We start from the raw sequence: 23,114 nt of genomic DNA, 5'->3' as shown, positions 1-23,114 counted from the left end.
GCTACCGCGGCGCCCGGAACCCGTACTGCCCGGACCCGACGAGCTTGGCCACGTACTTCGCCCCGGCCTTGGCCTTCAGCGCCGGATCGGTGACGAGGTCCATGCCGAGGGCCGGCGCGTAGCCGGTCTGCGAGTTGCCCAGCACCGTCCCGTCCGCGGCCACGTACGCCTTCGTGAACGCGGCGCGCACGTCGCCGTAGAGCCGCGTGTATTCGGCCGCTTCCGCGGTCCGGCCCACGGCCGCGGCCGCCTCCGCCATCATCCGGACGTCCTGCGCCCGGATCGCGGTGCCCAGGGCAGGACACCCTGGTCCGACGGGTCGTCGAGGTTCAGCCAGTCGTCGGTGAAGAAGGTGAGCCGCCCGGTCTCCAGGTGGTCCGGCCCGGCGCTCGCCCGGGCGTAGGCGAAGAACCGGCTCATCGCGTCGTGGTTGTCGCGCAGCACCTGGGCGTCGCCGTAGGCGTGCCACACCGCGTACGGGACGGTGATGAGCGCGTCATCCCAGCCGACACCGCTTTCGTCGAAGGCACCGTTGGTGGAGGGGACGACGGCCGGGATGGGTCCGCTGCTCTTCTGTTCGTCGCGGACGTCGGTGAGCCACTTCCCGAGGAAGGCCCGGGTGTCGCTCAGGTAGCTCGCGGTCGGCGCGAAGATGTCGATGTCGCCGGTCCAGCCCAGGCGCTCGTCGCGCGCCGGGGTGTCGGTCGGGATCGAGAGGAAGTTGCCGCGGGCGCCCCAGGAAACGTTGCTCAGCAACTGGTTCAGCAGGCCGTCGGATGTGCCCAGCGTGCCGGTGCGGCGCAGGTCGGACCCCAGACGACGCCCTGGACGTCGGCGGCGGGCGGCGGCGTCGCCAAGCCGGTGACCTCGAGGTAGCGGAAGCCGTGCTGGGAGCACCTCGGCGTGCCGGAGCCGGACCGTCTTGCCCGCCTTGCCGGTGAGCTTGACGCGAGCCACCCCGACCATGTGCTGGCCGAGGTCGTAGACGGTCACGCCCGGCTGGGGCGTGGAGGCGGCTTTCGTGGCCAGGACCTGCGTTTCCCGCACCGGCTCGTCCGGCTGCGGTACCAGCTTCGATGTGTCCGACGACCGCGTGACGACGGCGGCCCACGCCGAGTCGTCGAACCCGGCGTCCGCCCAGCCCGGCTGCCCGAACCGGGCGTCGTAGGTCTCCCCCAGCTGGTTGTCGGTCGCCGCGGACGGCCCGGCACGCCACTTCCCGTCCGGTGTCGTGTCGGCCCACTGCACGCTGCCGTCGGTGTAGGTGATCTTCATCCGCGCGACGAGGGCCAGGTCGGTGCCGTACTGGCCCTTGCCGGCCAGCCCGATCTTCCCGGCCCACCACCCGTCCCCGAGGGCCGCGCCGAACCCGTTGGCGCCCGCCCGGACGAGCCCGGTGACGTCGTAGGTCCGGGACTGGATGCGTTTCGCGTACTCGGTGCAGCCCGGCGCGAGGTACTGGTCGCCGACCTTGCGGCCGTTGAGCGTGAGCTGGTAGACGCCGTGCGCCGACGCGTAGACCCGGGCCTGCGCCACGCGCTTGCCCGGCGTCGTGCGGAACGCCGTCCGCAACAGCGGCTCGTCGGCGTCGCAGCCGGTCAGCAGCGCGTCGGTGGCGCCGGCCACGGTCAGCTCGCCGTGGTCGATGCGGCCGCCGGTGAACGGGTGGGGCACGGCGAACTCGGCGTCCGCCAGCACCGGGTGATCGGGGCGGGTCACGGTGAAAGCGCTTACGGTGACCGATTGCGTTCCGTAGGTGCGCAGGCCGGCCCGGCCGCTCGGGAAGCCGGCCACGGTGCGCGTGTCGACGACGACACCGTCCAGCGTGGTCCGGATGGTGGTGCCCTCGACCGCGTAGGCCACGGTGTGCGTCCCGGCCAGCAACCCGGCGCGGGTGAAGCCGAACGGCCGCAGGTCCACTTCGGCCGGCACCGCATAGTCGCCGTCGAGGCGGCGGTGCGGCCGCAGGTACGGCCCCGACGCCGGGAAGTCGCCGGCGTTGATCTGCCACATGTAGGCGTGGTTCGCGTCCCGGGCCCGCAGGAACGTGCCGAAGGCCAGGTTGTTCAGCCGGAAGGTCTCGGTGACGGTGTAGTCCGTCCACTGGTCGTAGGCCGGTGTGGGTTTGCCGATCCAGGCCGCCTGGCCCCAGTCGGCCGCGGTGAGCAGGCCCGTCTCGAACCACGCCGCCCGGCTCCAGGGGCTCGGCGTGCCGCGGTCGTCCCAGACCCGGACGCGCCAGGAGTACCGCGTCCCGGAGGCCGGCGCGGGGCCGCCGTAGCCGACGTCGACCTGCCGCGCAGACGCGACCCGGCCGGAGGAGCGCCAGACGTCGGCGGTGCCCGGGGCCCGCCCGACCTCGAGCTCGTACGCGGTCTGGGTCACCGCCCGCCGCGGCGAGACGGATCCCAGCCGAAGACCGGGGCGGCGCCGGGGATCCCGAGCGGGCCCACCCGGCCGTTCGTCGTGAGCCCGTCGACGCCGGCGGGTGCCGGCGCCGCGGTGGCCGTGGTCCCCGGCACGAGCGACAGCCCCATGAGGACGGCGGTGAGCAGGGTGCTCCGCCTCCGCCGGGCGAACCACTGCGTGCGGGCTTTCGTGCGGCGCCGCATCCGGGCCACGTCGACTCCGACCGGAGAATTGAAACGATTCAATCCAGCGGGACTTCCGTGAGATTAGGTGAGCCCGGCCACCGTCGTCAACCACCGTTGCGCCACCCGGCCGCACGCGGACGATCGCCGCGCGCGGCGACCCGGGACCGCGTCGATCACCCCTTATCGTTCCGGCGTGGACCGTGTGGAACTGGGATTGCTGCAGGCGCTGCAGATCTACGGCCGGGTGCCGTTCAGCCAGGTGGCCGAGGTGCTCGGCGTGTCCGACCAGACCGTCGCGCGGCGGTACCAGGCGCTGCGCGCCACCGGCGCCGTCCGCGTCGTCGGGCTGACCCCGCCGGAGGCCGTCGGGGAGGAATCCTGGCTGGTCCGGGTGGCCTGCACGCCGGGCGCGGCCGACGGGCTCGCCCGCGCGCTGGCCAACCGCCCGGAGACGTCGTGGGTGCACATCGCCTCCGGCGGCGCGGAAATCGTCTGCATGGTGCGCACCCCGGCCGAGGCGGCCACGTCGTCGGTGCTCGCGCGGCTGCCCCGCACGCCACCGGTGACGCAGGTCAGCGCGCACTGCGTGGTGCACATCTTCTTCGGCGGCCCGACGAGCCAGCTGACCAAGACCGGTCCGCTGACGGCGCACCAGGTCGAGCAGTTCCGGCCGCCGGACCCGGTGTTCCCGGACGAGCCGGTCGAGCTGACCGACGGCGACCGCGCGTTGCTGGCCGAGCTGGGCCGCGACGGCCGCACCGGCTTCCGCGAGCTGGCCGGGGCCACGGGCTGGTCCCAGACGACGGTCCGGCGGCGCCTGGCCGAGCTGCGCGACTCGGGGGCGCTCTACTTCGACGTCGATTTCGCGCCGGAGGTGCTGGGGCTGCGGACGACCGCGTCGCTGTGGCTGTCGGTGGCGCCCCGGCACCTCGAGGCCGCCGGAGCCGCCCTCGCCGGGCACGCCGAGGTCGGTTTCGCCGCGGCCACGACCGGGCCGGCGAACCTGTACGTCAGCGTCCTGTGCCGCCACCCCCGCGCGCTGTACACGTACCTCACCGGGCCGCTGGCCGCGCTGCCCGGGGTGTCCGGCGTGGAGACGGCTCCGGTCATGCGGACGGTCAAACAGTCGGAAACCGCCGGTTTTCTGCGATAGCCGGAAGATATCGCCGAGATCTTTCTCTTTTCTGGGGCTGTCCCGGTCCGGCGGCGACAGTGAGCCCGTACGGACGCCCCACGATCGGAGACCTCCCATGCGCATCGGCCTCGGCCTGCCCCTCGCCCGCCCCGAACGCCTGCTCGGCTGGGCGAAGCGCGCCGACGACGGCCCGTTCCGCACCCTCGGGCTGGCGGACCGGCTCCTCTGGGACAACCCCGAGCCGCTGGTCACGCTGGCGGCGCTGGCCGGCGCGACGACCCGGATCCGGCTGCAGACGGAGGTCCTGCTGGCCCCGCTGCGCGAACCGGCGTTGCTGGCGAAGCAGGCGGCGACGCTGGACCGCCTCTCCGGCGGCCGCTTCACCCTCGGCCTCGGCGTGGGCGGCCGCGCGGACGAGTTCGACCTGGTCGGCGTGGACCTGCGCACCCGCGGCCACCGGTTCGACGAGCAGCTGAAGACGCTGCGCGACATCTGGTCCGGCGGCCCGATCGGCCCGGCCCCGGCGAGCGAGGGCGGCCCCGAGATCCTGATCGGCGCGTTCGCCGAGCCGGCCCTCGAGCGCGTGGCCCGCTTCGCCGACGGATTCCTGTGCGCGGCCCCGCTTTCTTCGGCGGGCCGGCTCCTTTCGTTCGTCGAGGAATCGTGGTCCCGCGCCGGGCGCGCGGGCCGGCCGCGGATGGTCGGCCAGCTGAGCGCGGCGCTGGGTCCCGAGTCCACTGTGGAGGAAGCGCGGGCGCAGATCCTGAGCTACTACGCGTTCGACCCGGCCCTCGCGGCCCGGACCGCCGGGCTGCTGCTGACGACACCGGCGGCCATCCGCGACGCGGTCGCGGAGTTCACCGCCCTCGGCGCGGACGAAGTCGTGCTCTACTGCTGGTCCCCGGACACCGACCAGGTCGACCGCCTCGCGGACGTCTTCGGCTGACGACCGGCCCGCCGCAATCGCGGCCGGAATTCGCCGAGCTGAAATTTTCATTTTCCCCGCACCCGTAAACCGTGGCACCCCACCTCGCCGTCACCCTTGTCTGGACGCGAATTCGGGCTGCGTGCTACAACGCAATCGCCGGAGCCAGGATTTCGTTCCGACAACGGAAACGGTATTCGCCGGATGATTGCGCGGCCGGCCGGAAGGGGTTTCGCATGGCGGGGTCCAGATCGTCGTTCCGGGCCGTCGTGGCCGCGGGGCTGCTCCTGCTGACCATGGGGAGCACGCCCGCGGCCCCCGCCACGGCGGCCCCCGCCGCGGGGACGCCCAGCGCCGGCTGCGGGAAGACCCCGGCCCTCACCAGCGGCACCCGCACCATCCAGAGCGGCGGCAAGAGCCGCAGCTTCATCCTGAAGATCCCCGGCACCTACGACCCCACCCGGCCGCACCGGCTGGCCTTCGGGTTCCACTGGCTGGGCGGCACCGCCGAGCAGGTCGCCTCGGGCGGCAGCGACGGCTACGCGTGGGCCTACTACGGCATGCAGTCGCAGTCGGGTGACACCACCATCTTCGTGGCGCCCCAGGGCATCGGCAACGGCTGGGCCAACTCCGGCGGCGAGGACGTGACCTTCACCGACGACCTGGTCCGGCTGATCGAGAACGACCTCTGCGTCGACACGACGCAGCTGTTCTCCATCGGCTTCAGCTACGGCGGCGCGATGAGTTACGCACTCGCCTGCGCGCGGGCGAACGTCTTCCGCGCGGTCGTGGCCATCGCCGCCCCCGGCGCGATCAGCGGCTGCAGCGGTGGCACCCAGCCGATCGCCTACCTGGGGATCCACGGGGTGTCGGACAACATCGGGGCCGGCCGGGGCCTGCGCGACACGTTCGTCCGGAACAACGGCTGCACCCCGCAGAACGCGCCCGAGCCCGCCCCGGGCAGCAAAACGCACTACCTGACCGTCTACAGCGGCTGCCGCGCCGGCTACCCGGTCGTCTGGGCCCCGTTCGACGGCGGCCACCAGCAGGGGCCGGTGGACGGCTGCACCGGTTGCGAGAGCGGCGCGCGGAGCTGGGACAAGGCCGAGATCTGGAAGTTCTTCAGCCAGTTCGACGGCAGCACCCCGCCCCCGCCTCCGCCGCCGGTGCAGGTCGGCGTCCGCTACTCGCTGCTGGCGGCGCACAGCGGCAAGGCGGCGGACGTCAGCGGCGCGTCGGTCGCGCCCGGCGCGGCGCTGATCCAGTGGTCCGCGCACAACGCGGCGAACCAGCAGTTCGACTTCCTGGCTTCCGCCGACGGCTACTACCGGATCCGCGCCCGGCACAGCGGGCTCGTGCTCCAGGTCTCGGGGGCCGCCGCCGGCGCCGACATCACCCAGCAGCCGGACGCCGACACCGTGGCCCAGCAGTGGCGGGTGGTGGACCAGGGCGGCCCGGTCAGCCTGGTGAACCGGCTCAGCGGCCTCGCGATGGACGTCTGGGGCGCGTCGGCCGCCGACGGAGCGCGGATCTCCCAGTACGCCCCCTCGGGCGGGGCCAACCAGCGGTTCCAGCTCCAGCGCTCCTGATCGGAGGACGACGATGCCGGATTTCACACGCAGGCAGGCGATGCGGCTGGGGGCCGCGGGCGTGGGCGCCGCGCTGGTGCCCACGGCGTGGACGGCGACCGCCCGCGCCGGCTCGGCCGCCCCCGCGGACGTGCGGGCGGCCGGTGACCTGGCGCTGTGGTACGACAAACCCGCGGGCACCGAGTGGCTGCGGGCGTTGCCGATCGGCAACGGCAGGCTGGGCGCCATGGTGTTCGGCAACACCGACACCGAACGCCTGCAGCTCAACGAGGACACCGTCTGGGCGGGCGGCCCCCACGACTACAGCAACCCCCAGGGCGCCGCGGCGCTGGCGCAAATCCGGCAGCTGGTGTTCGCCAACCAGTGGACGCAGGCGCAGAGCCTCATCGACCAGAAGCTGCTCGGGAACCCGGCCGCCCAGCAGCCGTACCAGCCCGTCGGCACCCTCGCCCTCACCTTCCCCGGTGGCGGCGCGATCTCCTCGTACCAGCGGTGGCTCGACCTGACCACCGCCACGACGGTCGTCAGCTACGTCGCCGGCACCGTGCGGTACCGGCGCGAGGTGTTCGCCAGCGCGCCGGACCAGGTGATCGCCGTGCGGCTGACCGCCGAAACATCCCGCTCGATCTCGTTCTCGGCGTCGCTGAGCACCCCGCAGCGCGCGACGGCGTCCAGCCCCGGCGGGGCGACGATCGCCCTGGACGGGATTTCCGCCGACAGCCGCGGAATCGCCGGCTCGGTCCGGTTCTTCGCGCTGGTCACCGCCGTCGCCGAGGGCGGCAGCACCACCAGTTCCGCGGGCACGCTGCGGGTGACCGGGGCCGACGCCGTGACCCTGCTCATCTCGGTCGGGACCAGCTACGTCGACTACCGGACGGTCAACGGGGACCACCAGGGCATCGCCCGCGCCCGGCTGGCCGCCGCGCAGGCCGTGCCCTACGACACCCTTCGCAGCCGGCACGTGGCCGACTACCGGCAGCTGTTCGGGCGCACCACGCTCGACCTCGGCCGGACCGCGGCGGCCGACCAGCCGACCGACGTCCGGATCGCCCAGCACAGCAGCGCGAACGACCCGCAGTTCTCGGCGCTGCTCTTCCAGTTCGGCCGGTACCTGCTGATCTCCTCCTCGCGGCCCGGCACCCAGCCGGCCAACCTGCAGGGCATCTGGAACGACCAGCTGAACCCGTCGTGGGAGTCGAAGTACACCCTCAACGCCAACCTGCCGATGAACTACTGGCCGGCCGGCGTGACCAACCTCGCCGAGTGCAGCGAACCGGTGTTCGCCATGATCGGCGACCTCGCGGTCACCGGCGCCCGCACCGCGCAGGTCGAGTACGGCGCCCGGGGCTGGGTGACCCACCACAACACCGACGGGTGGCGGGGCTCCGCCGTCGTGGACTTCGCGCAGGCCGGGATGTGGCCGAGCGGCGGCGCCTGGCTCGCCACCACGATCTGGGACCACTACCGGTTCACCGGCGACACCGCGGCCCTGCGCGGCCGCTACCCGCTGCTCAAGGGGGCCGCCCAGTTCTTCCTCGACACCCTGGTGCCCGAGCCGACGCTGGGCTACCTGGTCACCAATCCGTCCAACTCGCCGGAGCTGAACCACCACGCGAACGCGTCGGTGTGCGCGGGACCGACGATGGACATGCAGATCCTGCGCGAGCTGTTCGACGCCTGCGCCGGGGCGTGCCGGGTGCTGGGCGTCGACGCGGCCTTCGCCGAGCAGGTCAAGGCGGCCCGGCAGCGGCTGGCGCCGATGAAGGTCGGCTCGCGCGGAAACATCCAGGAATGGCTCTACGACTGGGTGGAGACCGAACCGAACCACCGGCACATCTCGCACCTCTACGGCCTCTACCCCGGCAACCAGATCAGCAAGCGGGGCACGCCCCAGCTGTTCACCGCCGCCCGCCGGACCCTCGAGCTGCGCGGCGACGACGGCACCGGCTGGTCACTGGCCTGGAAGATCAACTACTGGGCGCGGATGGAGGAGGGCGCCAAGGCGCACGACCTGCTCCGGCTCCTCGTCCGGACCGACCGGCTGGCGCCCAACATGTTCGACCTGCACCCGCCGTTCCAGATCGACGGCAACTTCGGCGCCACTTCCGGCATCGCCGAAATGCTGCTGCAGAGCCACAACGGCGAACTGCACGTGCTGCCCGCGCTGCCGCCGGCGTGGCCGTCCGGAAGCGTTTCGGGGCTGCGCGGACGCGGCGGCTGCACCGTCGGCGCGGTCTGGGCCGCGGGCTCGGCAACGGAGCTGACCATCACCCCCGACCGCGACGGCGAGGTCCGGGTCCGCAGCCGGATGTTCACCGCGGACCACGCGGTGCTCGACACCACCAGCGGCGCCGCGGTCCAGCCGGTGGCCGTCGAAGCCGACCTGATCGGCTTCCCCGGCCAGGCGGGCCACACCTACCGCGCCACCTCCCTCGGCGGACCGCCGCCGGTCGTGCGGCCGGGGGTCGACTACCGGCTCGTCGCGCAGCACAGCGGCAAGGCGGCCGACATCAGCGGCGGCTCGGCGAGCGCCGGGGCGGCGCTGATCCAGTGGCCGGTCACCGGCGGCCCCAACCAGCGGTTCGACTTCCTCGCCTCCGACGGCGGCTTCCACCGCATCCGCTCGCGCGGCAGCGGCCTGGTGCTCCAGGTCTCGGGCACCGCCACCGGCGCCGACATCACCCAGCAGCCGGACACCGGCGCGACCACGCAGCAGTGGCGGGTAACCGACCTGGGCAACGGCGTCGTGAGCCTCGTCAACCGGGCGAGCGGCCTCACCATGGACGTGTGGAGCGCTTCGACCGCCGACGGCGCGCGCATTTCGCAGTGGACCGCGACCGGGGCCGCCAACCAGCGTTTCCAGCTGCAGCCGCTCTGATCGCGGGCGTGAAATTTACACCCGTCCGCTCGGCCTTTCAGCGCAACGATTCCAAAGATCGGTGCCGCCTCTTGTGAGCGTGAACATCCGATGCGACACTGCGGTTACCGCCCCTCTCCGGAAAGGCGGTCGCCGAAACGCAGGAGCGAATGGGCCGGGCCGGGAATCACGGCCGCGGAATGCCTTTCCCGGCGCGAGCGAAGGACCACGATGAAACTCGCGAAGACCGACGGCACCGTGGCCGGGTCCGCCCCGGCGAGCCGGCCGCCCCCCTGCTCCCGCCCGTGATCCTCCCCCGCACCCCGTCCACCCCCGCCTGGTCCCCACCAGGTTCTCGCAGGAAGTGCGCACCATGAAACCGACATCGCGGTCCCTGTCCCGGGCGGCTCTCGCCGCCACGCTGCTCGCGGCGTCGCTCGGGATTTCGCTGGCCATGGCCACCTCCGCCGGCGCGGCGACGACCCTCGGCGCTTCGGCCGCCCAGACCGGCCGGTACTTCGGCACCGCCGTCTCGGCCGGGAAGCTCGGCGACTCGACCTACGTGAACATCCTGAACCGCGAGTTCAGCATGATCACGCCGGAAAACGAGATGAAGTGGGACGCCACCGAACCCAACCGGGGGCAGTTCAACTACAGCGGCGGCGACCGCATCCTCAACCAGGCGGTCAGCACCGGCAAGCGGGTGCGCGGGCACGCGCTGCTGTGGTACCAGCAGGAACCGGGCTGGGCGCAGCGCATGGAAGGCTCCGACCTGCGCCAGGCCATGATGAACCACGTCACCCAGGTCGCCACCCACTACAAGGGCACGCTCTACGCCTGGGACGTCGTCAACGAGGCGTTCGCCGACGGCGGCAGCGGTGGCCGACGCGACTCCAACCTGCAGCGCACCGGCAACGACTGGATCGAAGCCGCCTTCCGCGCCGCGCGCGCCGCCGACCCGGGCGCGAAGCTCTGCTACAACGACTACAACACCGACGGCGTCAACGCGAAGAGCACCGGCATCTACAACATGGTCCGCGACTTCAAGGCCCGCGGCGTGCCGATCGACTGCGTCGGGTTCCAGTCCCACCTCACCAACTCCGCGCCCGGGGACTACCAGGCCAACCTCCAGCGGTTCGCCGACCTCGGCGTCGAGGTCCAGATCACCGAGCTCGACATCTCCGGGTCGAACCAGGCCGCGGTCTACGGCACCGTGACCCGCGCCTGCCTGGCCGTCGCCCGCTGCGCCGGCCTCACCGTCTGGGGCATCCGGGACAGCGATTCCTGGCGCACCGGCGCGAACCCGCTGCTGTTCGACAACAACGGCAACAAGAAGGCCGCGTACAACAGCGTTCTCGACGCACTGAACGCGGGCGGCCCGACCGTGCCCACCACCCCGACCACGCCGACCACGCCGACGACCACCACCACCACGCCCACCACGACCACGACCACCCCGGTCCCGGGCGGCTGCAGCGCGTCGGTCTCCCTGAACCAGTGGAACGGCGGGTTCGTCGCAACCGTCAAGGTCACCGCGGGATCCGCCGGTCTCACCGGCTGGCGCGTGACGACGAACCTGCCCGCCGGCGCGGCCGTCACCAGCTCGTGGAGCGCCGGCAACAGCGGCACGACGGGCAGCGTCACGTGGTCCAACGTCAGCTACAACGGCACTGTCGCAAGTGGACAGTCCACCGAGTTCGGCTTCCAGGGCACCGGGAGCGCCGAGGGGGTGACGACCTCGTGCGCCGCAAGCTGACCTGCCTGCTGGCCGCCGTCGTGGCCGCGTTCACCGTCCTGCCCGCCACCGCCCACGCCGACAACCCGATCGTGCAGCACATCTACACGGCCGACCCGGCACCGCTGGTGCACAACGGCCGCGTCTACCTCTACACCGGCCACGACGAAGACGGCTCCACGTACTTCACCATGAAAGACTGGCGCGTCTGGTCGTCCGCGGACATGGTCAACTGGACCGACCACGGCTCGCCGATGAGCCTGGCCACGTTCAGCTGGGCCAAGCAGGACGCCTGGGCCGGGCAGGCCGTCGAGCGCAACGGGAAGTTCTACTGGTACGTCCCGGTGGTCAACCGGGCGACCGGCCGGATGGCCATCGGGGTCGGCGTCGCCGACAGCCCCACCGGGCCGTTCCGCGACGCCATCGGGCACCCGCTCGTCGAAAACGGCGAGATCGACCCGACGGTGTTCATCGACGACAACGGTCAAGCGTACCTGTATTGGGGCAACCCGAACCTCTGGTACGTGCGGCTCAACGCCGACATGACGTCGTACTCGGGCGGCGTCAACCAGGTCCCGCTCACCACGGCCGGGTTCGGCACGCGCCCCAACGGCGGCAGCCGTCCGACGCTGTACGAAGAAGGCCCGTGGGTCTACAAGCGCAACGGCACGTACTACAACGTGTTCGCGGCCAAGTGCTGCTCGGAGTTCATCGCCTACTCGACCTCGCCCGGCCCGACCGGACCGTGGACCTACCGGGGCACGGTGATGCCCACGCAGGGCAGCAGTTTCACCAACCACCCCGGGATCGTGGACTTCAAGGGCAGCTCGTACTTCTTCTACCACAACGGCGCCCTGCCCGGCGGGGGCGGCTACACCCGCTCGGTGGCGGTGGAGAAGTTCGCCTACAACGCCGACGGCAGCATTCCCACCATCACCATGACCAGCGCCGGTCCCCCGCCGGCCGACACGCTGGACCCCTACACCCGGCAGGAAGCGGAAACCATCGCCTGGGGCTCCGGCATCGAGACCGAACCGGCGTCCGAGGGCGGCATGAACGTCGGGTGGATCGAAAACGGCGACAGCATCAAGGTCCGCAACGTCGCCTTCGGCGCGGGCGCGAAGTCGTTCACCGCCCGGGTCGCGTCCGCGGCCGCCGGCGGGACGATCGAGCTGCACCTGGGCAGCGCCACCGGCACGGTCGTCGGCCGCTGCACGGTGCCCGCCACCGCCGGCTGGCAAACGTGGACGTCGGTGTCCTGCCCGGTCTCCGGCACCACCGGCACCCAGGACCTCGTCCTGCGCTTCACCGGTGGCAGCGGCTACCTGTTCAACGTGAACTGGTGGCAGTTCGCCGCCTGATCCCCCCAGCGAAGGAAGCTCATGTCCTCACGTTCGCCGGCGTTGCGGCCGGCCCTGGCGGCGGCCACCGCGGTCGTCGCCGGGGCCGCCGCGACCCTGCTCGCGGTGTCCTCCCCCGCCGCAGCCGCCTCCGGCTGCTCGGTCAGCTACACGAAAACCTCGGAATGGCAGGGCGGCTTCGGCGCGTCCGTGTCGATCACCAACCTCGGTGACGCGATTAGCGGCTGGACCCTGGAGTGGTCGTTCGCCTCGGGCCAGCAGGTGGGCCAGCACTGGAACGCGACGATCACCCAGGACGGCACGCAGGTCAGTGCCAAGAACGTCACCTACAACGCCGCCATCCCCACCGGCGGCAAGGCGGAATTCGGGTTCAACGGCGCCTTCACCTCGGCCAACCCGGATCCGGTGTCGTTCCGGCTCAACGGCACCACCTGCACCGGCCGTGTCGACACGCCGACTCCGACCACGACGACCCCGACCACCACCAGCACGCCGACCACCACCACGACGCCGAACCAGCCCTCCACCTTCACGAACCCGGTGGTGTGGCAGGACTTTGCGGACGGCGACATCATCCGCGTCGGCGACACCTACTACTACTCAGCCTCCACGATGCACTACTCGCCGGGCGCGCCGATCCTGCGCTCCTACGACCTGGTGAACTGGGAGTACGCCGGGCATTCGGTGCCGAAGCTGGACTTCGGCGCCAAGTACGACCTGAACGGCGGACGCGGCTACGTCCGCGGCATCTGGGCGTCGTTCCTGAACCACCGGGCCAGCAACAACACCTTCTACTGGGGTGGCTGCATCGACTTCGCCAAGACCTACATCTACACCGCCACCGCGGTGGACGGCCCGTGGTCGCGGCACACGACGATCGACAAGTGCTACTACGACGCCGGGATGCTCGTCGACGACGACGACACGATGTACGTCGCCTACGGCAACACCACCCTCAGCGTCGCCCAGCTGTCCCCCGACGGGAAGACGGAAGTCCGCTCGCAGCAGGTGTTCCAGACGCCGTCGAACATCGGCACCCTGGAGGGTTCGCGGTTCTACAAGCGCAACGGCAGCTACTACATCTTCGCCACGCGCCCGGCCAACGGCCAGTACGTCCTGAAGGCCAGCAACCCGTTCGGCCCCTACACCGTGCAGCAGGTGCTGCTGGACCTGCCGGGCCCGATCCAGGGCGGCGGCGTGCCGCACCAGGGCGGGATGGTGCAGACGCAGAACGGCGACTGGTACTACATGGCCTTCGTCGACGCCTACCCCGGCGGGCGGGTCCCGGTGCTGGCCCCGATCACCTGGACGGCCGACGGCTGGCCGCGGCTGCAGACGGTCAACGGGCGCTGGGGCGTCACGTACCCGAAGCCGAACCTGCCGCCCCCACCCCGCCAGGTCGAGCCGATGACCGGCACGGACACCTTCGCCGGTCCCACGCTGAAACCGCAGTGGGAGTGGAACCACAACCCGGACCCGACGAAGTTCTCCGTCGGCAACGGGCTGAAGCTGTCCACCGCCACGGTCACCAACGATCTCTACTCGGCCCGCAACACGCTGACCCGCCGCATCCAGGGGCCCAACTCCACGGGCACCGCCACGCTCGACCTGAGCTCGATGCGTGACGGCGACCGGACCGGGCTGGCGATGCTGCGCGACTCGTCGGCGTGGATCGGTGTCAAACGCGACGGCGGCCGCAACCGCGTCGTGATGGTCACCGGCCTGACCATGGACGGGAGCTGGAACACGACCGGCACCGGAACCGAGGTGGCGGCCGCGGATCTGCCGGGCACGAAGATCTGGCTGCGCGCCAACGCCGACATCCGCCCGGGCAGCGGCCGCCAGGCCCGGTTCTCCTACAGCACGGACGGAACGACGTTCACGCCGCTGGGCAGCGCCTTCACGCTGAACAACGCGTGGCAGTTCTTCATGGGCTACCGGTTCGCGGTCTTCGACTACGCGAGCCAGGCCCTCGGCGGCTCGGTCACCCTCCAGCGATTCGACCTGACCACGCCGTAGCACGCCACGGGGTGGCCGCCGCAGCCCGGCGGCCACCCCCGCGGCCTACTTCCAGGACTCGATCTCCTGGATCACCTCACGGGTCAGCCGCACCGCTTCGTTCGCCTTCTTGTCGGCCGCCACCCCCGCGTGGATGCCGACGGCGGCCGGCGACCGCTCCTCGAGGTAGGGCGACACCGGCGCCCCGCTTTCGCCACCGGAGGTGGAGATCCGGTAGCTCAGGATGCGGGTGCCCGGCGGGCTGAGGAGCTTGCCGCTGTCGTACCACAGCGAGTTCTCCGGTGCCTTGTCGTCCGGGTAGCCCGCGACCTGCCACGTCCCGGCCGTCAGGTCCGCGTCGGAGGCCGCGGTCAGCCGGTAGAGCGTCACCGAAGACGGCAGCGCCGTCGTGAGCCGGACCAGGCAGTAGTCGTAGGGCCGGCCGCCGGACGGGTACTGGCCCGGGTAGGTCCACGCGGTCGCCTTGGCCACGCCGAACGGCGTCCGGGTGGCGTCCCGCCCGGCCTCGAACGTCACCGCGACGGCCCGGCCGCCGTGGTCCCGGTCGAAGACCGCGTGGGCCGCGGTCACCACGTACTGCGGGGCGATCGCGAAACCCGTCGACTCCAGCACTTCGCCGTCGGGCATCGTCGCCGAGAGCAGGCCGAGGCCCGACCAGGGCGCCTGGGTGGTCTGCTGCACCCGCTCCCGGCCGTCGGGCGGGAACGGCATCCCGACCCGGGCGTGGCTGCGGACGGGGTGGTGGAACACGGGCAGGGTGATGGTCATGGCGTTGCCTCCAAGGGGTTTCGTGGTCAGACCTTGACGCGGCGGGGAGTGGCCGAGCGGCGCGGGCGCGGCGCGGGCACCAGGCCGCCGGTGATGGCTTCCTCGATGCGCGCCAGCACCTGGTCGACCTCTTCGGGCGAGGCCGCGGTGATCTCCGGGCTGCCGTCTTCCCGGATGCCGCCGATCGACGGGTACTCCGTGAGCGTGATGGTGTTCAGCGTCGCGACCATCGTCGAGTACTGCTGCGGTGTCCACTCACCGGACTCGACCTTCGCCATGTAGAGGAGCAGCTTCTTCCGCTTGGCTTCCTTCTCGGTGTCGATGCGGTTCTGCAGCCCGTCGTGCTTGGCCTTGGTGACGCAGCCCTGCTGCATCTGCTGCAGGTCGTAGAAGTGGCTCTCGGTGCTCGCCGCGCACGGCACCGCCAGCGCCATCGAGCTGTTGAACCGGACCGGCATCATCCCTTCGAACGAGACCTTCTGGTCGAAGGTGATTTCCTGGTTGAAGAAGTTGCTGACGTACCCGACGTTGATCGAGGTGGTGAACGGCAGCAGTTTCGACGACCACTTCTCGTCTTTCGTGGGTTCCTGCGGCGTCGGGTTCGGTTCGAACTTGAACAGGCCTTCCCCCGCGGTGATCTGCTTGTTGATCGCCTCGAACAGCGTCTTCGTGCTGTTGAGCATCTGCCAGCCGAACTCGTTGCCGCCGCCGCCCTGGACGTACCGGATGTCGACGATGTTGTTCGTGATCAGTTCCTGGGTGATCTTGTCGATGCTGGTGCCCAGGTTGAACCAGCCCAGGTTCAGCCCGACGTCGACCTTCGTCCGGGTGTACTCCCAGACCTTCCGCAGGTCGGCGTGGATCTCCGCCACCCACGGGTCGGCGTACAGCTCGGCCTCGCCCGAAAGGTTGATCGCGAAGTCCGGCCGCGGCACCGCGTTGTCCTGTTCGCTGCCCACCAGCTCGGCGAACAGGCTGTTGCCGCTGCCGATCTGGTAGCCGGTGCTGGCGCCCAGCGACAGCTCGTTGGGGAAGGTCGCGGAGCCGCCGGTACCCATGTCCACGATGTGCTTGGCGAAGATCGGCTGCACGGTGACGTTGTTCAGCACGAGCGGCACCAGGTTCGGCTTCTTGACGCCGTAGACGTCCCCGATGACCTTGGTGATGTTGGCCCGCTGGGCGGTGGTGAGCTCCGGCACGGCGGTCCCGGAGAGGTTGCCGCCGACGCAGCTCTGGTAGTTGCCGTTGCCCATGTCGACCCAGTAGGGCGCGGCGTTCACGCCGTAGTAGTCGACCTTGAAGCTGCGCAGCGTCTCGTCGAGGACCGAGTCGATCCGCAGCGGGAAGTAGTGGAACATGTCCGGCTTGTCTTTGTCCTGGTAAGCAACGACACCGTCCGCCGCAGCGGGACGGTTGAGCCTTCCGGTCATGGGAAACTCCAGAAAAGGGAAGGGAACAACGGATACGTGGTCCGGCGGCCGCCGCTTTTCACGCCTCAGCCACGGTACGCAGAATTCCCGCGCGGCCATCAGTCCACGAACTGATGACCTTCACTCACCGCGGGTCACAACGCCTTCCGGTTTTCCCCCGGTCCGGCATGATCATGCCGCCAAGCGGACCGCATTCCCGCTCCGGGCACCGGCTGCGCTCCGGCTGCGCTCCGGCTGCGCTCCGGCTGCGCCGGCGAAACCCGTTGGCCACCAAGCCGAAGACGACGAGTGAGCACGGCTGCTCCACGCGGGGGAAACGCTTCCCGTTCCGGGGTAATCACGCCCGGGCTATTCCGCCGTCCGGCATCCGGTATTCCCCGGCCCGGGACCCGGCATTGGTCGAAACGGGGCGAGTTGCGGCGTCAAAGGCCCAATGCGCTCGCCAACAACGCGCCCACCGCCGCCCGGTGCGCCACCCGGTCCTCCCACCGCAGCAACCGGCCCGCCTCCACCACCACCCCGAACCCCGCGTGCACCAGTACCCGGGCCTGGCGCGCGTCCAGCTCCGGCCGGGCCGCGCGCAGGTGCTGCTCCCACACCGCGATGTGCTCGCGCTGCGCCGCCACCAGTGGCCGCCGCAGCGTCGGCGGCAGTCCCGCGATTTCCGCGTCGGCCACGCTGGTCAGGACGTGCTGCTCGAAGCTGTACGCCACGTACGTCGCGGTCAGGGCGGCCAGGGCGTCGTGCGGGCCGGCCGTTCCGCGGAGGTTGTGCTCGACCGCCTGGGCCAGCAGGCCCGCGGCCTGCAGGCACGCCGCCGCCAGGATGTCCGCCTTGCCCGGGAAATACCGGTAGAGGGCCGACGGGACCAGGCCCACCGCCTCGGCGATCCGGCCGTTCGTGACCGTCGCGAACCCGTCGCGCTCGAACAGCGGGACGGCGGCCGCGAGGATCTCCGACCGGCGGGTGCGGGGCACCGGCGCGGCCGGGAGTTCGACGACGCGGGCGTCCGTCGCCGGCTCGGTCGCGGCCACGCGCAGGGCCGCCTGCTGCAACAGGGTCTCGACCCGGCGCTGCGCGATCGAGGTGTGGTGCATCGTGACGGACCCGATCGCCCCCAGCGCGGCCACCGTCCGCAGGCGCTCGCCGGGCCCCGGGTGCGCGCGCCGCACCACGTCCGCGACGCGCCCCACGACCTGCGCGAACTTCGCCCGCAGCAGCCGGCGGTCCGCGCGCTCGAGGTAGCGGGCCTCCCAGCGGTACACGCCGCCGGCCGCGCGGTGGGCGACGGTGACCCGGGTGACCGCGGCCAGGACGTCCGCCGGCGCGGCATCCGCCGGAACCTCGGCGAGCGCCGCGATCAGCCGGTCGGCCATGACGTTCGCGCACTCGGCGAACAGCGCGTACTTGTTCGGGAAGTGCCGGTACAGCGCGGCCGCGGTGATGCCCACGCGCGCCGCGATCTCCTCCATCGACGCCGCGTGGTAGCCGCGCTCGCTGAACGCCGTCGCGCCCGCCTCGACGATAAGCTGCCGCCGGTTGCGCGGCCGGACCGCCGCGGTGGGCCCGGCCGTCACCGCGGCCGCCGGGAAGGGGTGCGCCGACTCGGGACCATGACCGCCATCAAACCACAGGCCCGCCGGGTCTTGCCGCCGCGCGAGTCACCTCCTATGTTAATGGAGAATCTCCTCTTGACGCCCGGCTCTACTCCCTACTGCTTTCCATGTAAGCGAGGTAAGTAAATGAGCAATCTCAGCAGGAGGAACGTCCTTACGCTTGGTGTCGCGCTGGGCCTGGTGAGCGCGGCGAGCGTCGCCGGAGTGCCGGCCTGGGCGGCCGGCGCCGATCCGTGGTGGGTCTGGGACGACGAGGTGGACCGCCTGGTCGCGGGCCTCGTCGACGGCGGCCGGGTCCCCGCGGTCAACACCGCGCTGCGGCCGTGGGCGAACAACGGCGACGCGCTGCCCCCTGGCCTGCCGGCCGACCTCGCCGCCTACCTCGGGCGGGTCAACCGGCTGCCGTCCTGGGCCGACGCCGCCAAGCTGCGCCGCGCGGCCGACTTCAACCGCCGCAAGGACACCTACCTGTTCCTGCTCTACGGCCTCGGCAGCGGCATCATGAGCACCGTCATCCCGCGGGAGGCGCGGTCGGTCTACTGGTCGGCGGGCGGAGCGGACATGCAGGACCGCGCGGCCAAGACGTTCACCTTCGGCTACGACCTGAGCGACCTGAACGCGTTCGAACCCACCGGCCAGTTCGTGGTCACGGCGAACAAGACCCGGCTGGTGCACGCCGCGGTGCGCCACCTGCTGCCGCAGTCGCCGCACTGGCGGGCGGTCGCCGACGAGCAGGTGCCGATCAGCAACGGCGACATCCTGGTCACCTTCCACAGCCTCGGCACCTTCGTGCACCGGAAGCTGCGCGAGTGGCACGTCCCGATGTCGGCCGCGGACGAGGACGCCTTCCTGCACCAGTGGCAGGTCGCCATCCACCTGCTCGGCGTGCGCGACGAGTTCATCCCGAAGACGTGGGCCGAGGCGGACGCGCAGTCGGCGCAGGTGCTCACCCCGCTGCTCGCCCCGACGGACGAGGGCAAAGAGCTGGCCGCGGACCTGCTCGGGCTGACCGCGCAGATCGACCTGGGCGTCACCCGCGGGTTCCTCGACGAATTCGTCCGGTACGTGCTCAGCGACGAGGTGGGCGACTGGCTCGGCCTGCGGCGCAACTACGCGGCGGCCGCGCTGGTCCGCACCGGGTGGCCGGCCTACATCGCCTTCCGCGAGGGCCTGCTGCCGATCGCCCCGGCCGGTTTCCACCTCTTCGACCAGTTCCTGCGCGCGATCGCCATGCTGTTCCTCAACAAGGCGTCGTCCCCGGTGAGCACGCCGATCACCATCCCGACCGGCAACCGCCCCGGTGCCTGACGCGGCGAGGGCGGCCCGCCGGAGCGGGCCGCCCCACCGGCGTCAGCAGAAGTACTGCGCCAGGACGTAACCGCCGTAGGGCGAGTTGATGTGCCACCACACGTTGTCGTTGTGGTTGTCGACGTTCACCCGGACGCCGTAGCCGATGGTCTCGCCCGGGATGGCCGGGCCGGCCGGGTACGAGCGGACCGTGACGCTGTCCGCGCCGCACTGCCAGCGGACCTCGTCCACCGAACTGCCGCTGGCTCCGGCGATCCCCGGCGCCGCCAGGCAGACCGCCGCGGCCACCAGCACACCCGCTCCGATGACGTTCTTCGCACTGCGCACGATCGTTCCCTTCCGTTCAGTCGTTGTCGTTGTAGAGAGAGCCCGGCCGCTGGACGCAGCCGATCGGCAGGAAGCCCCAGCCGAGCACGGTGTCGCGCACCACGGCCGCCTGGCCGTCGCGCGTGGTGAAGCGGTAGCGGACGCTGCTCTGCGGCGCGCCCGCCGCCGTCGCCCAGTGACCGCCGTTCGACGCGAAGTCGGTTCCGTAGAAGTAGTTGAAGTACAGCGTGCACGCCGGGTTGGCCGGCACGGAGCTGCCGTCGGTGGCCTGGTGGGCCGGGGCGTTGTAGTCGCGGCCCACGGTCAGGCGGTGGGAGATCGTCGCCTGCGTGGTGGCCGAACAGCTGTCCGCGACCGGCCCTGCGTCGGCCCCCATCGAGCCCGGGAGCACCCAGCCGCACATGTTGACCGTCGTCTGGGCGCGGCCGTAATGCCAGTTGGCGCTCGTCGTGACCTCGTCGTCGAAGGTGTCGCCCGGCATGGCCCGGCCGACGTAGTACCCGCTCGGCTTATTGACGATCCAGCTGCCACCCCCGTCGATGGGCGCCCCGGTGCTCGGCGACGGCGCGGTCTTGATCCGGTGCACCTCCCCGGCGTCCGCGGCCGGTGCCGCCGTCAGCAGCGCCAATCCGGCCGTGACGGCCACGGCGAACGCGGCCCGCGATCGGAATTCCGCCATCGCACCTCCTTTCGTTCGGTAATCGGTGACCTCACCGAATGGATCCTGGTGAACGGCCGACGGCGGCGGCTAGGGTTCGGGACGCATCCGGACGAATCCGGACGGAAACGGGGCGAAGATGCTGACCGGAACGACGGCACAATTGATCGACGATCTGCGCGGGATCCGCCGGAGAAACGGCATGCCGAGCTTCGCGGAACTGGCGCGAAGAACCGGCTTCCCCCGCAGCACGCTGCACGACGCGCTCCGGGGTGACCGCCTGCCGGCCTGCGACCTGGTCGTGGCGCTGGCCGAGGCGTGCGGAGAACCGGGCCCGCTGTGGAAGGAGCGCTGGATCGCCGCCTCCGCCGCCGAGCAGGACGACCCCCGTCCGCCGGCGTCCGGCGGCCGTCCGGCCACGTCCGGGACGGCGCCGGCCAGGCGGATCAGCGTCCGGGTCACGCTGGTGGTGACCGCCGCGGCGGCGTTGACCGGCGCCGGCGTGGCGCTGCTGGGCACCGCGGACGAACCGTGCGTACCCGCCCGCGACTACCGCGTCACCCGCGCGGGGGCGGTCCTCGACGCGGCCGGCAGCCCGATCGGCGAGGTCCGCACCGCCGACGTCGTCCAGGTCCGCACGCTGACCCACGACCGCTACCCGCACCGCTACTTCGGCACGGTCGCCCGCACCGGGATCAGCGGCTACGTCGACGAAGCCAAGCTGACGTACACCGCGCCCCGCTGCACGTCATAACCGCGACCGGGAAACGGCGGCACCATTCCCGGTGCCGTAGGATCGGGTTCCTTCTCGCGGGGGAGCGATGATCTTGGGGAGTTCGATGACCGGCGGTACGCCGTCCGATCCGGCGGGTGGCAGTTCTTCGAAGAACAGCATTCACGGAAATACCGGCCAAGCCGTGCAGGCCCGTGACATCAACGGCGACGTCTACGTCGGCCGGCGACCCGCCCGGCCGCGGTGGTGGTGGGTGATCGGCGGCCTGGTGGTCCTGCTCGCCGGCACCGGCGCCGTCCTCGTGCTGCAGCCGTCCGGGCCGGCCGAGCTGCGGGTGACCGCGGACCTGTCGGCCAACGACACCGAGCCGTGGGGCTACGCGAGCGCAGATCCCGGATTTCCGGGGCCCGAGCTGGCCGCCCGGCTCGCCCGCCCCGGGGCCGCCATGGATTCCGAGCTGGCGCACGACGTCCGGGTTTCCGGCGGCGCGAGCCTGCTGCACCAGGTCATCCGCCTGCACCTCGAGGGCCCGCGGACCGGGCAGGTCGTCGTCACCGACATCAGGGCCGTCATCCGCAAGCGGCTGCCGCCGTTGAGCGGCGCTCTCGTGTGGTCTCCCCCGCAGGGCGCCGAAGATTCGGCGCAGACGCTTCTCGAACTGGACGACCGGTTCCCGGTTCTGCAATCGGCCGTGCGCGACGCCACCGGGAACCGGAACTTCCCGGCGGGCCCGTACTTCCCGGCGCACACGATCCCGCTCCCCGCCGGCGGCACCAGCGAGGTGATCGTGACCGCCTCGGCGGCCAAGGGCGCCTACGACTTCGACCTCGCTGTGTTCTCCCAGTCCGGTAAGGAAATCAAGCAGACGACAGTGGACGACGCCGGGAAGCCGTTCCGCGTGAGCGGATTCCCCTGCAGCGGCCCGGGGCAGGCGTCGTACCGCACCTTGTATTTCGCCCAGGCCGACACCACCGTCTCCCGTGAGCCGGATCCGGAGCACTTCGACGGTGTGAGCGAATGCTGATCATGGGGGAATCCGTGCGCAGAAAAACTCTGTGGCTCGCGGCGATCGTGGTGCTGGTGCTCGCCGGGGGCGGCTGGCTGCTGACCCTCGGGCACGAGCCGGAAGCCGCCGTGGCGCCGCCGGCCGCACCGGCGTGCGGGCCGGTCACGACGGCCGACTCGACCGGCCGGCCCCTCGACGAACGGCTCCTCACCCCGGTGCGTGCGGCGCACGACGCGGCCTGCCACCGCGACTACGCGGCCCTGGCCCGCCTGATGGACCGCCCGTTCGGCACCCGCAGCCCGGACGCGGCCCTCGCCGAGCTGCGGGAGAACGACGGCGCCCCGCTGACGATCCTCGCCCAGACCCTCGAGGTCCCCGCCCTCGCCGACCAGGGCGGGCTGACGTACTGCCACCCACACGGGGCGATCGCGGTCTTCGCCCGGGGCACCCCGGACCACCAGGGCAAACTGACGGACTTCACGCTCACCGGCGACAACCCCATGGAAGAGGCCTGCTACGAGGCCAACCCGCGGTAGGCCGGCGCCGGACGCGAGCCCCGGCCGGCGGGCGCGGTCCACGGCGTGCGCCCCCAGGGCTTGGCGACCGAAAGCCACGTCATGAACAGGAACGCCACGAGGTTGAGAGCGGCGCCGTAGGCCAGCGGCCCGGCGACCGGGCTCTCCACCCCGCGGGCGCCGGCGGCCATGCTCTCCTCCACCCAGACCCCCAGGCCGAACGTGCTGTACCCGATCACGGCCACGGTGAGCACCAGCTTCACCAGCACCCACCAGTAGCGGGCGACACCCCACTTCGTCACCACGCAGAGCAGGAGCCCGCCGGCGAGGCTGGCGAACGCCGCGGGGATCACCACGAATTCGTCGACCCGGTCGATCATCAGGTAGCAGACGTTCCGCACGTCCGGCCGGTCGGTGTAGCCGGCCGTCATGGCCAGGACGACGTTGGCGGCGCCGGCCCCCATCCAGCCGACCGACACGACCACGTGGACGAACACCAGCAGCTGCCGCAGCCGCTTTCCCGCGATCCGGCCCACCT

The 23,114-nt window shown here is 71.5% G+C and carries 20 protein-coding genes; 11 read left to right on the top strand and 9 right to left on the bottom strand.

Features of this window, described 5'->3' with window-relative positions; genetic code table 11:
* Nucleotide 1: 1 nt before the first annotated feature.
* From C2L59_RS49900 to C2L59_RS49270, 3 genes are read right to left on the bottom strand one after another with little or no spacing between them, the layout of a single operon-like run.
* The gene (locus C2L59_RS49900) at nucleotides 2–262 is read right to left on the bottom strand and encodes a hypothetical protein (RefSeq protein WP_255410298.1); all 261 of its coding nucleotides are present in this window, start codon (nucleotides 260–262) and stop codon (nucleotides 2–4) included.
* Nucleotides 259–2,385, bottom strand: a complete 2,127-nt coding sequence (locus C2L59_RS26535) for a family 78 glycoside hydrolase catalytic domain (protein ID WP_255410297.1) — start codon at nucleotides 2,383–2,385, stop codon at nucleotides 259–261. The genes C2L59_RS49900 and C2L59_RS26535 overlap by 4 nt, the downstream gene beginning before the upstream one ends.
* A complete protein-coding gene (locus C2L59_RS49270) occupies nucleotides 2,382–2,621 on the bottom strand; it encodes a hypothetical protein (protein ID WP_233223691.1) in 240 nt (79 codons plus the stop codon). Before C2L59_RS49270 ends, C2L59_RS26535 begins: the two co-directional genes overlap by 4 nt.
* A gap of 166 nt (nucleotides 2,622–2,787) precedes the next feature.
* Here C2L59_RS49270 and C2L59_RS26530 point away from each other — a divergent pair, with 166 nt between their 5' ends.
* From C2L59_RS26530 to C2L59_RS26500, 7 genes are all read left to right on the top strand, one after another.
* Nucleotides 2,788–3,747 (top strand): Lrp/AsnC family transcriptional regulator, encoded by a 960-nt coding sequence (locus C2L59_RS26530; protein ID WP_103352373.1) that lies wholly within the window; start codon nucleotides 2,788–2,790, stop codon nucleotides 3,745–3,747.
* Between the two features lie 97 nt (nucleotides 3,748–3,844).
* Nucleotides 3,845–4,675 carry an LLM class flavin-dependent oxidoreductase gene (locus C2L59_RS26525; RefSeq protein ID WP_103352215.1) on the top strand — a complete coding sequence of 277 codons (831 nt, stop codon included), beginning with the start codon at nucleotides 3,845–3,847 and terminating at the stop codon, nucleotides 4,673–4,675.
* Nucleotides 4,676–4,890: 215 nt separating this feature from the next.
* Nucleotides 4,891–6,243, top strand: coding sequence for an RICIN domain-containing protein (locus C2L59_RS26520; protein ID WP_103352214.1), 1,353 nt, complete (start codon nucleotides 4,891–4,893; stop codon nucleotides 6,241–6,243).
* Nucleotides 6,244–6,256: 13 nt separating this feature from the next.
* Nucleotides 6,257–9,121, top strand: coding sequence for a glycoside hydrolase N-terminal domain-containing protein (locus C2L59_RS26515; RefSeq protein ID WP_103352213.1), 2,865 nt, complete (start codon nucleotides 6,257–6,259; stop codon nucleotides 9,119–9,121).
* 352 nt (nucleotides 9,122–9,473) lie between these two features.
* Nucleotides 9,474–10,856 carry an endo-1,4-beta-xylanase gene (locus tag C2L59_RS26510; RefSeq protein WP_103352212.1) on the top strand — a complete coding sequence of 461 codons (1,383 nt, stop codon included), beginning with the start codon at nucleotides 9,474–9,476 and terminating at the stop codon, nucleotides 10,854–10,856.
* On the top strand, nucleotides 10,841–12,196 hold the full coding sequence (locus tag C2L59_RS26505; RefSeq protein ID WP_103352211.1) for a glycoside hydrolase family 43 protein: 1,356 nt from the start codon (nucleotides 10,841–10,843) through the stop codon (nucleotides 12,194–12,196). The genes C2L59_RS26510 and C2L59_RS26505 overlap by 16 nt, the downstream gene beginning before the upstream one ends.
* A gap of 21 nt (nucleotides 12,197–12,217) precedes the next feature.
* Nucleotides 12,218–14,215, top strand: coding sequence for a family 43 glycosylhydrolase (locus C2L59_RS26500; RefSeq protein WP_103352210.1), 1,998 nt, complete (start codon nucleotides 12,218–12,220; stop codon nucleotides 14,213–14,215).
* A gap of 45 nt (nucleotides 14,216–14,260) precedes the next feature.
* Here the strand turns inward: C2L59_RS26500 and C2L59_RS26495 are convergent, their stop codons facing one another.
* The 3 genes from C2L59_RS26495 to C2L59_RS26485 all read right to left on the bottom strand — a co-directional run bounded on the left by C2L59_RS26495 (nucleotide 14,261) and on the right by C2L59_RS26485 (nucleotide 17,990).
* Entirely contained in the window at nucleotides 14,261–14,983 is a 723-nt protein-coding gene (locus tag C2L59_RS26495; protein WP_103352209.1) for a serine protease, read from the bottom strand.
* 26 nt (nucleotides 14,984–15,009) lie between these two features.
* On the bottom strand, nucleotides 15,010–16,413 hold the full coding sequence (locus C2L59_RS26490) for a hypothetical protein (protein ID WP_146060442.1): 1,404 nt from the start codon (nucleotides 16,411–16,413) through the stop codon (nucleotides 15,010–15,012).
* Between the two features lie 422 nt (nucleotides 16,414–16,835).
* A complete protein-coding gene (locus tag C2L59_RS26485) occupies nucleotides 16,836–17,990 on the bottom strand; it encodes a TetR/AcrR family transcriptional regulator (RefSeq protein ID WP_103352207.1) in 1,155 nt (384 codons plus the stop codon).
* A 165-nt stretch (nucleotides 17,991–18,155) separates the two neighbouring features.
* On the opposite strand from C2L59_RS26485, the gene C2L59_RS26480 reads away from it, so the two are divergent.
* A complete protein-coding gene (locus C2L59_RS26480) occupies nucleotides 18,156–19,337 on the top strand; it encodes an oxygenase MpaB family protein (protein WP_103352206.1) in 1,182 nt (393 codons plus the stop codon).
* Between the two features lie 42 nt (nucleotides 19,338–19,379).
* On the opposite strand, the gene C2L59_RS26475 is transcribed toward C2L59_RS26480, so the two are convergent.
* The gene (locus tag C2L59_RS26475) at nucleotides 19,380–19,664 is read right to left on the bottom strand and encodes a hypothetical protein (protein WP_103352205.1); all 285 of its coding nucleotides are present in this window, start codon (nucleotides 19,662–19,664) and stop codon (nucleotides 19,380–19,382) included.
* A 16-nt stretch (nucleotides 19,665–19,680) separates the two neighbouring features.
* A complete protein-coding gene (locus tag C2L59_RS26470) occupies nucleotides 19,681–20,343 on the bottom strand; it encodes a hypothetical protein (RefSeq protein WP_103352204.1) in 663 nt (220 codons plus the stop codon).
* A gap of 118 nt (nucleotides 20,344–20,461) precedes the next feature.
* Between C2L59_RS26470 and C2L59_RS26465 the strand changes: the two genes are divergently transcribed.
* The 3 genes from C2L59_RS26465 (at nucleotide 20,462) to C2L59_RS26455 (ending at nucleotide 22,597) form a co-directional block, all read left to right on the top strand.
* Nucleotides 20,462–21,076: a helix-turn-helix transcriptional regulator gene (locus C2L59_RS26465; RefSeq protein WP_103352203.1), complete on the top strand. Its 615-nt coding sequence runs from the start codon at nucleotides 20,462–20,464 to the stop codon at nucleotides 21,074–21,076.
* 163 nt (nucleotides 21,077–21,239) lie between these two features.
* Nucleotides 21,240–22,079 (top strand): hypothetical protein, encoded by an 840-nt coding sequence (locus C2L59_RS26460; RefSeq protein ID WP_103352202.1) that lies wholly within the window; start codon nucleotides 21,240–21,242, stop codon nucleotides 22,077–22,079.
* A gap of 14 nt (nucleotides 22,080–22,093) precedes the next feature.
* Nucleotides 22,094–22,597 (top strand): hypothetical protein, encoded by a 504-nt coding sequence (locus C2L59_RS26455; protein ID WP_146060440.1) that lies wholly within the window; start codon nucleotides 22,094–22,096, stop codon nucleotides 22,595–22,597.
* On the opposite strand, the gene C2L59_RS26450 is transcribed toward C2L59_RS26455, so the two are convergent.
* Nucleotides 22,576–23,112, bottom strand: coding sequence for a hypothetical protein (locus C2L59_RS26450; RefSeq protein WP_103352200.1), 537 nt, complete (start codon nucleotides 23,110–23,112; stop codon nucleotides 22,576–22,578). The two genes, C2L59_RS26455 and C2L59_RS26450, sit on opposite strands and share 22 nt — an antisense overlap.
* Nucleotides 23,113–23,114: the final 2 nt, after the last annotated feature.

The sequence above is a fragment of the Amycolatopsis sp. CA-128772 genome, from assembly GCF_002904295.1.
Lineage (GTDB): Bacteria > Actinomycetota > Actinomycetes > Mycobacteriales > Pseudonocardiaceae > Amycolatopsis.
Note: the sequence above shows the minus strand (reverse complement) of the source record. Positions and strands in the feature narration are given on the sequence as shown.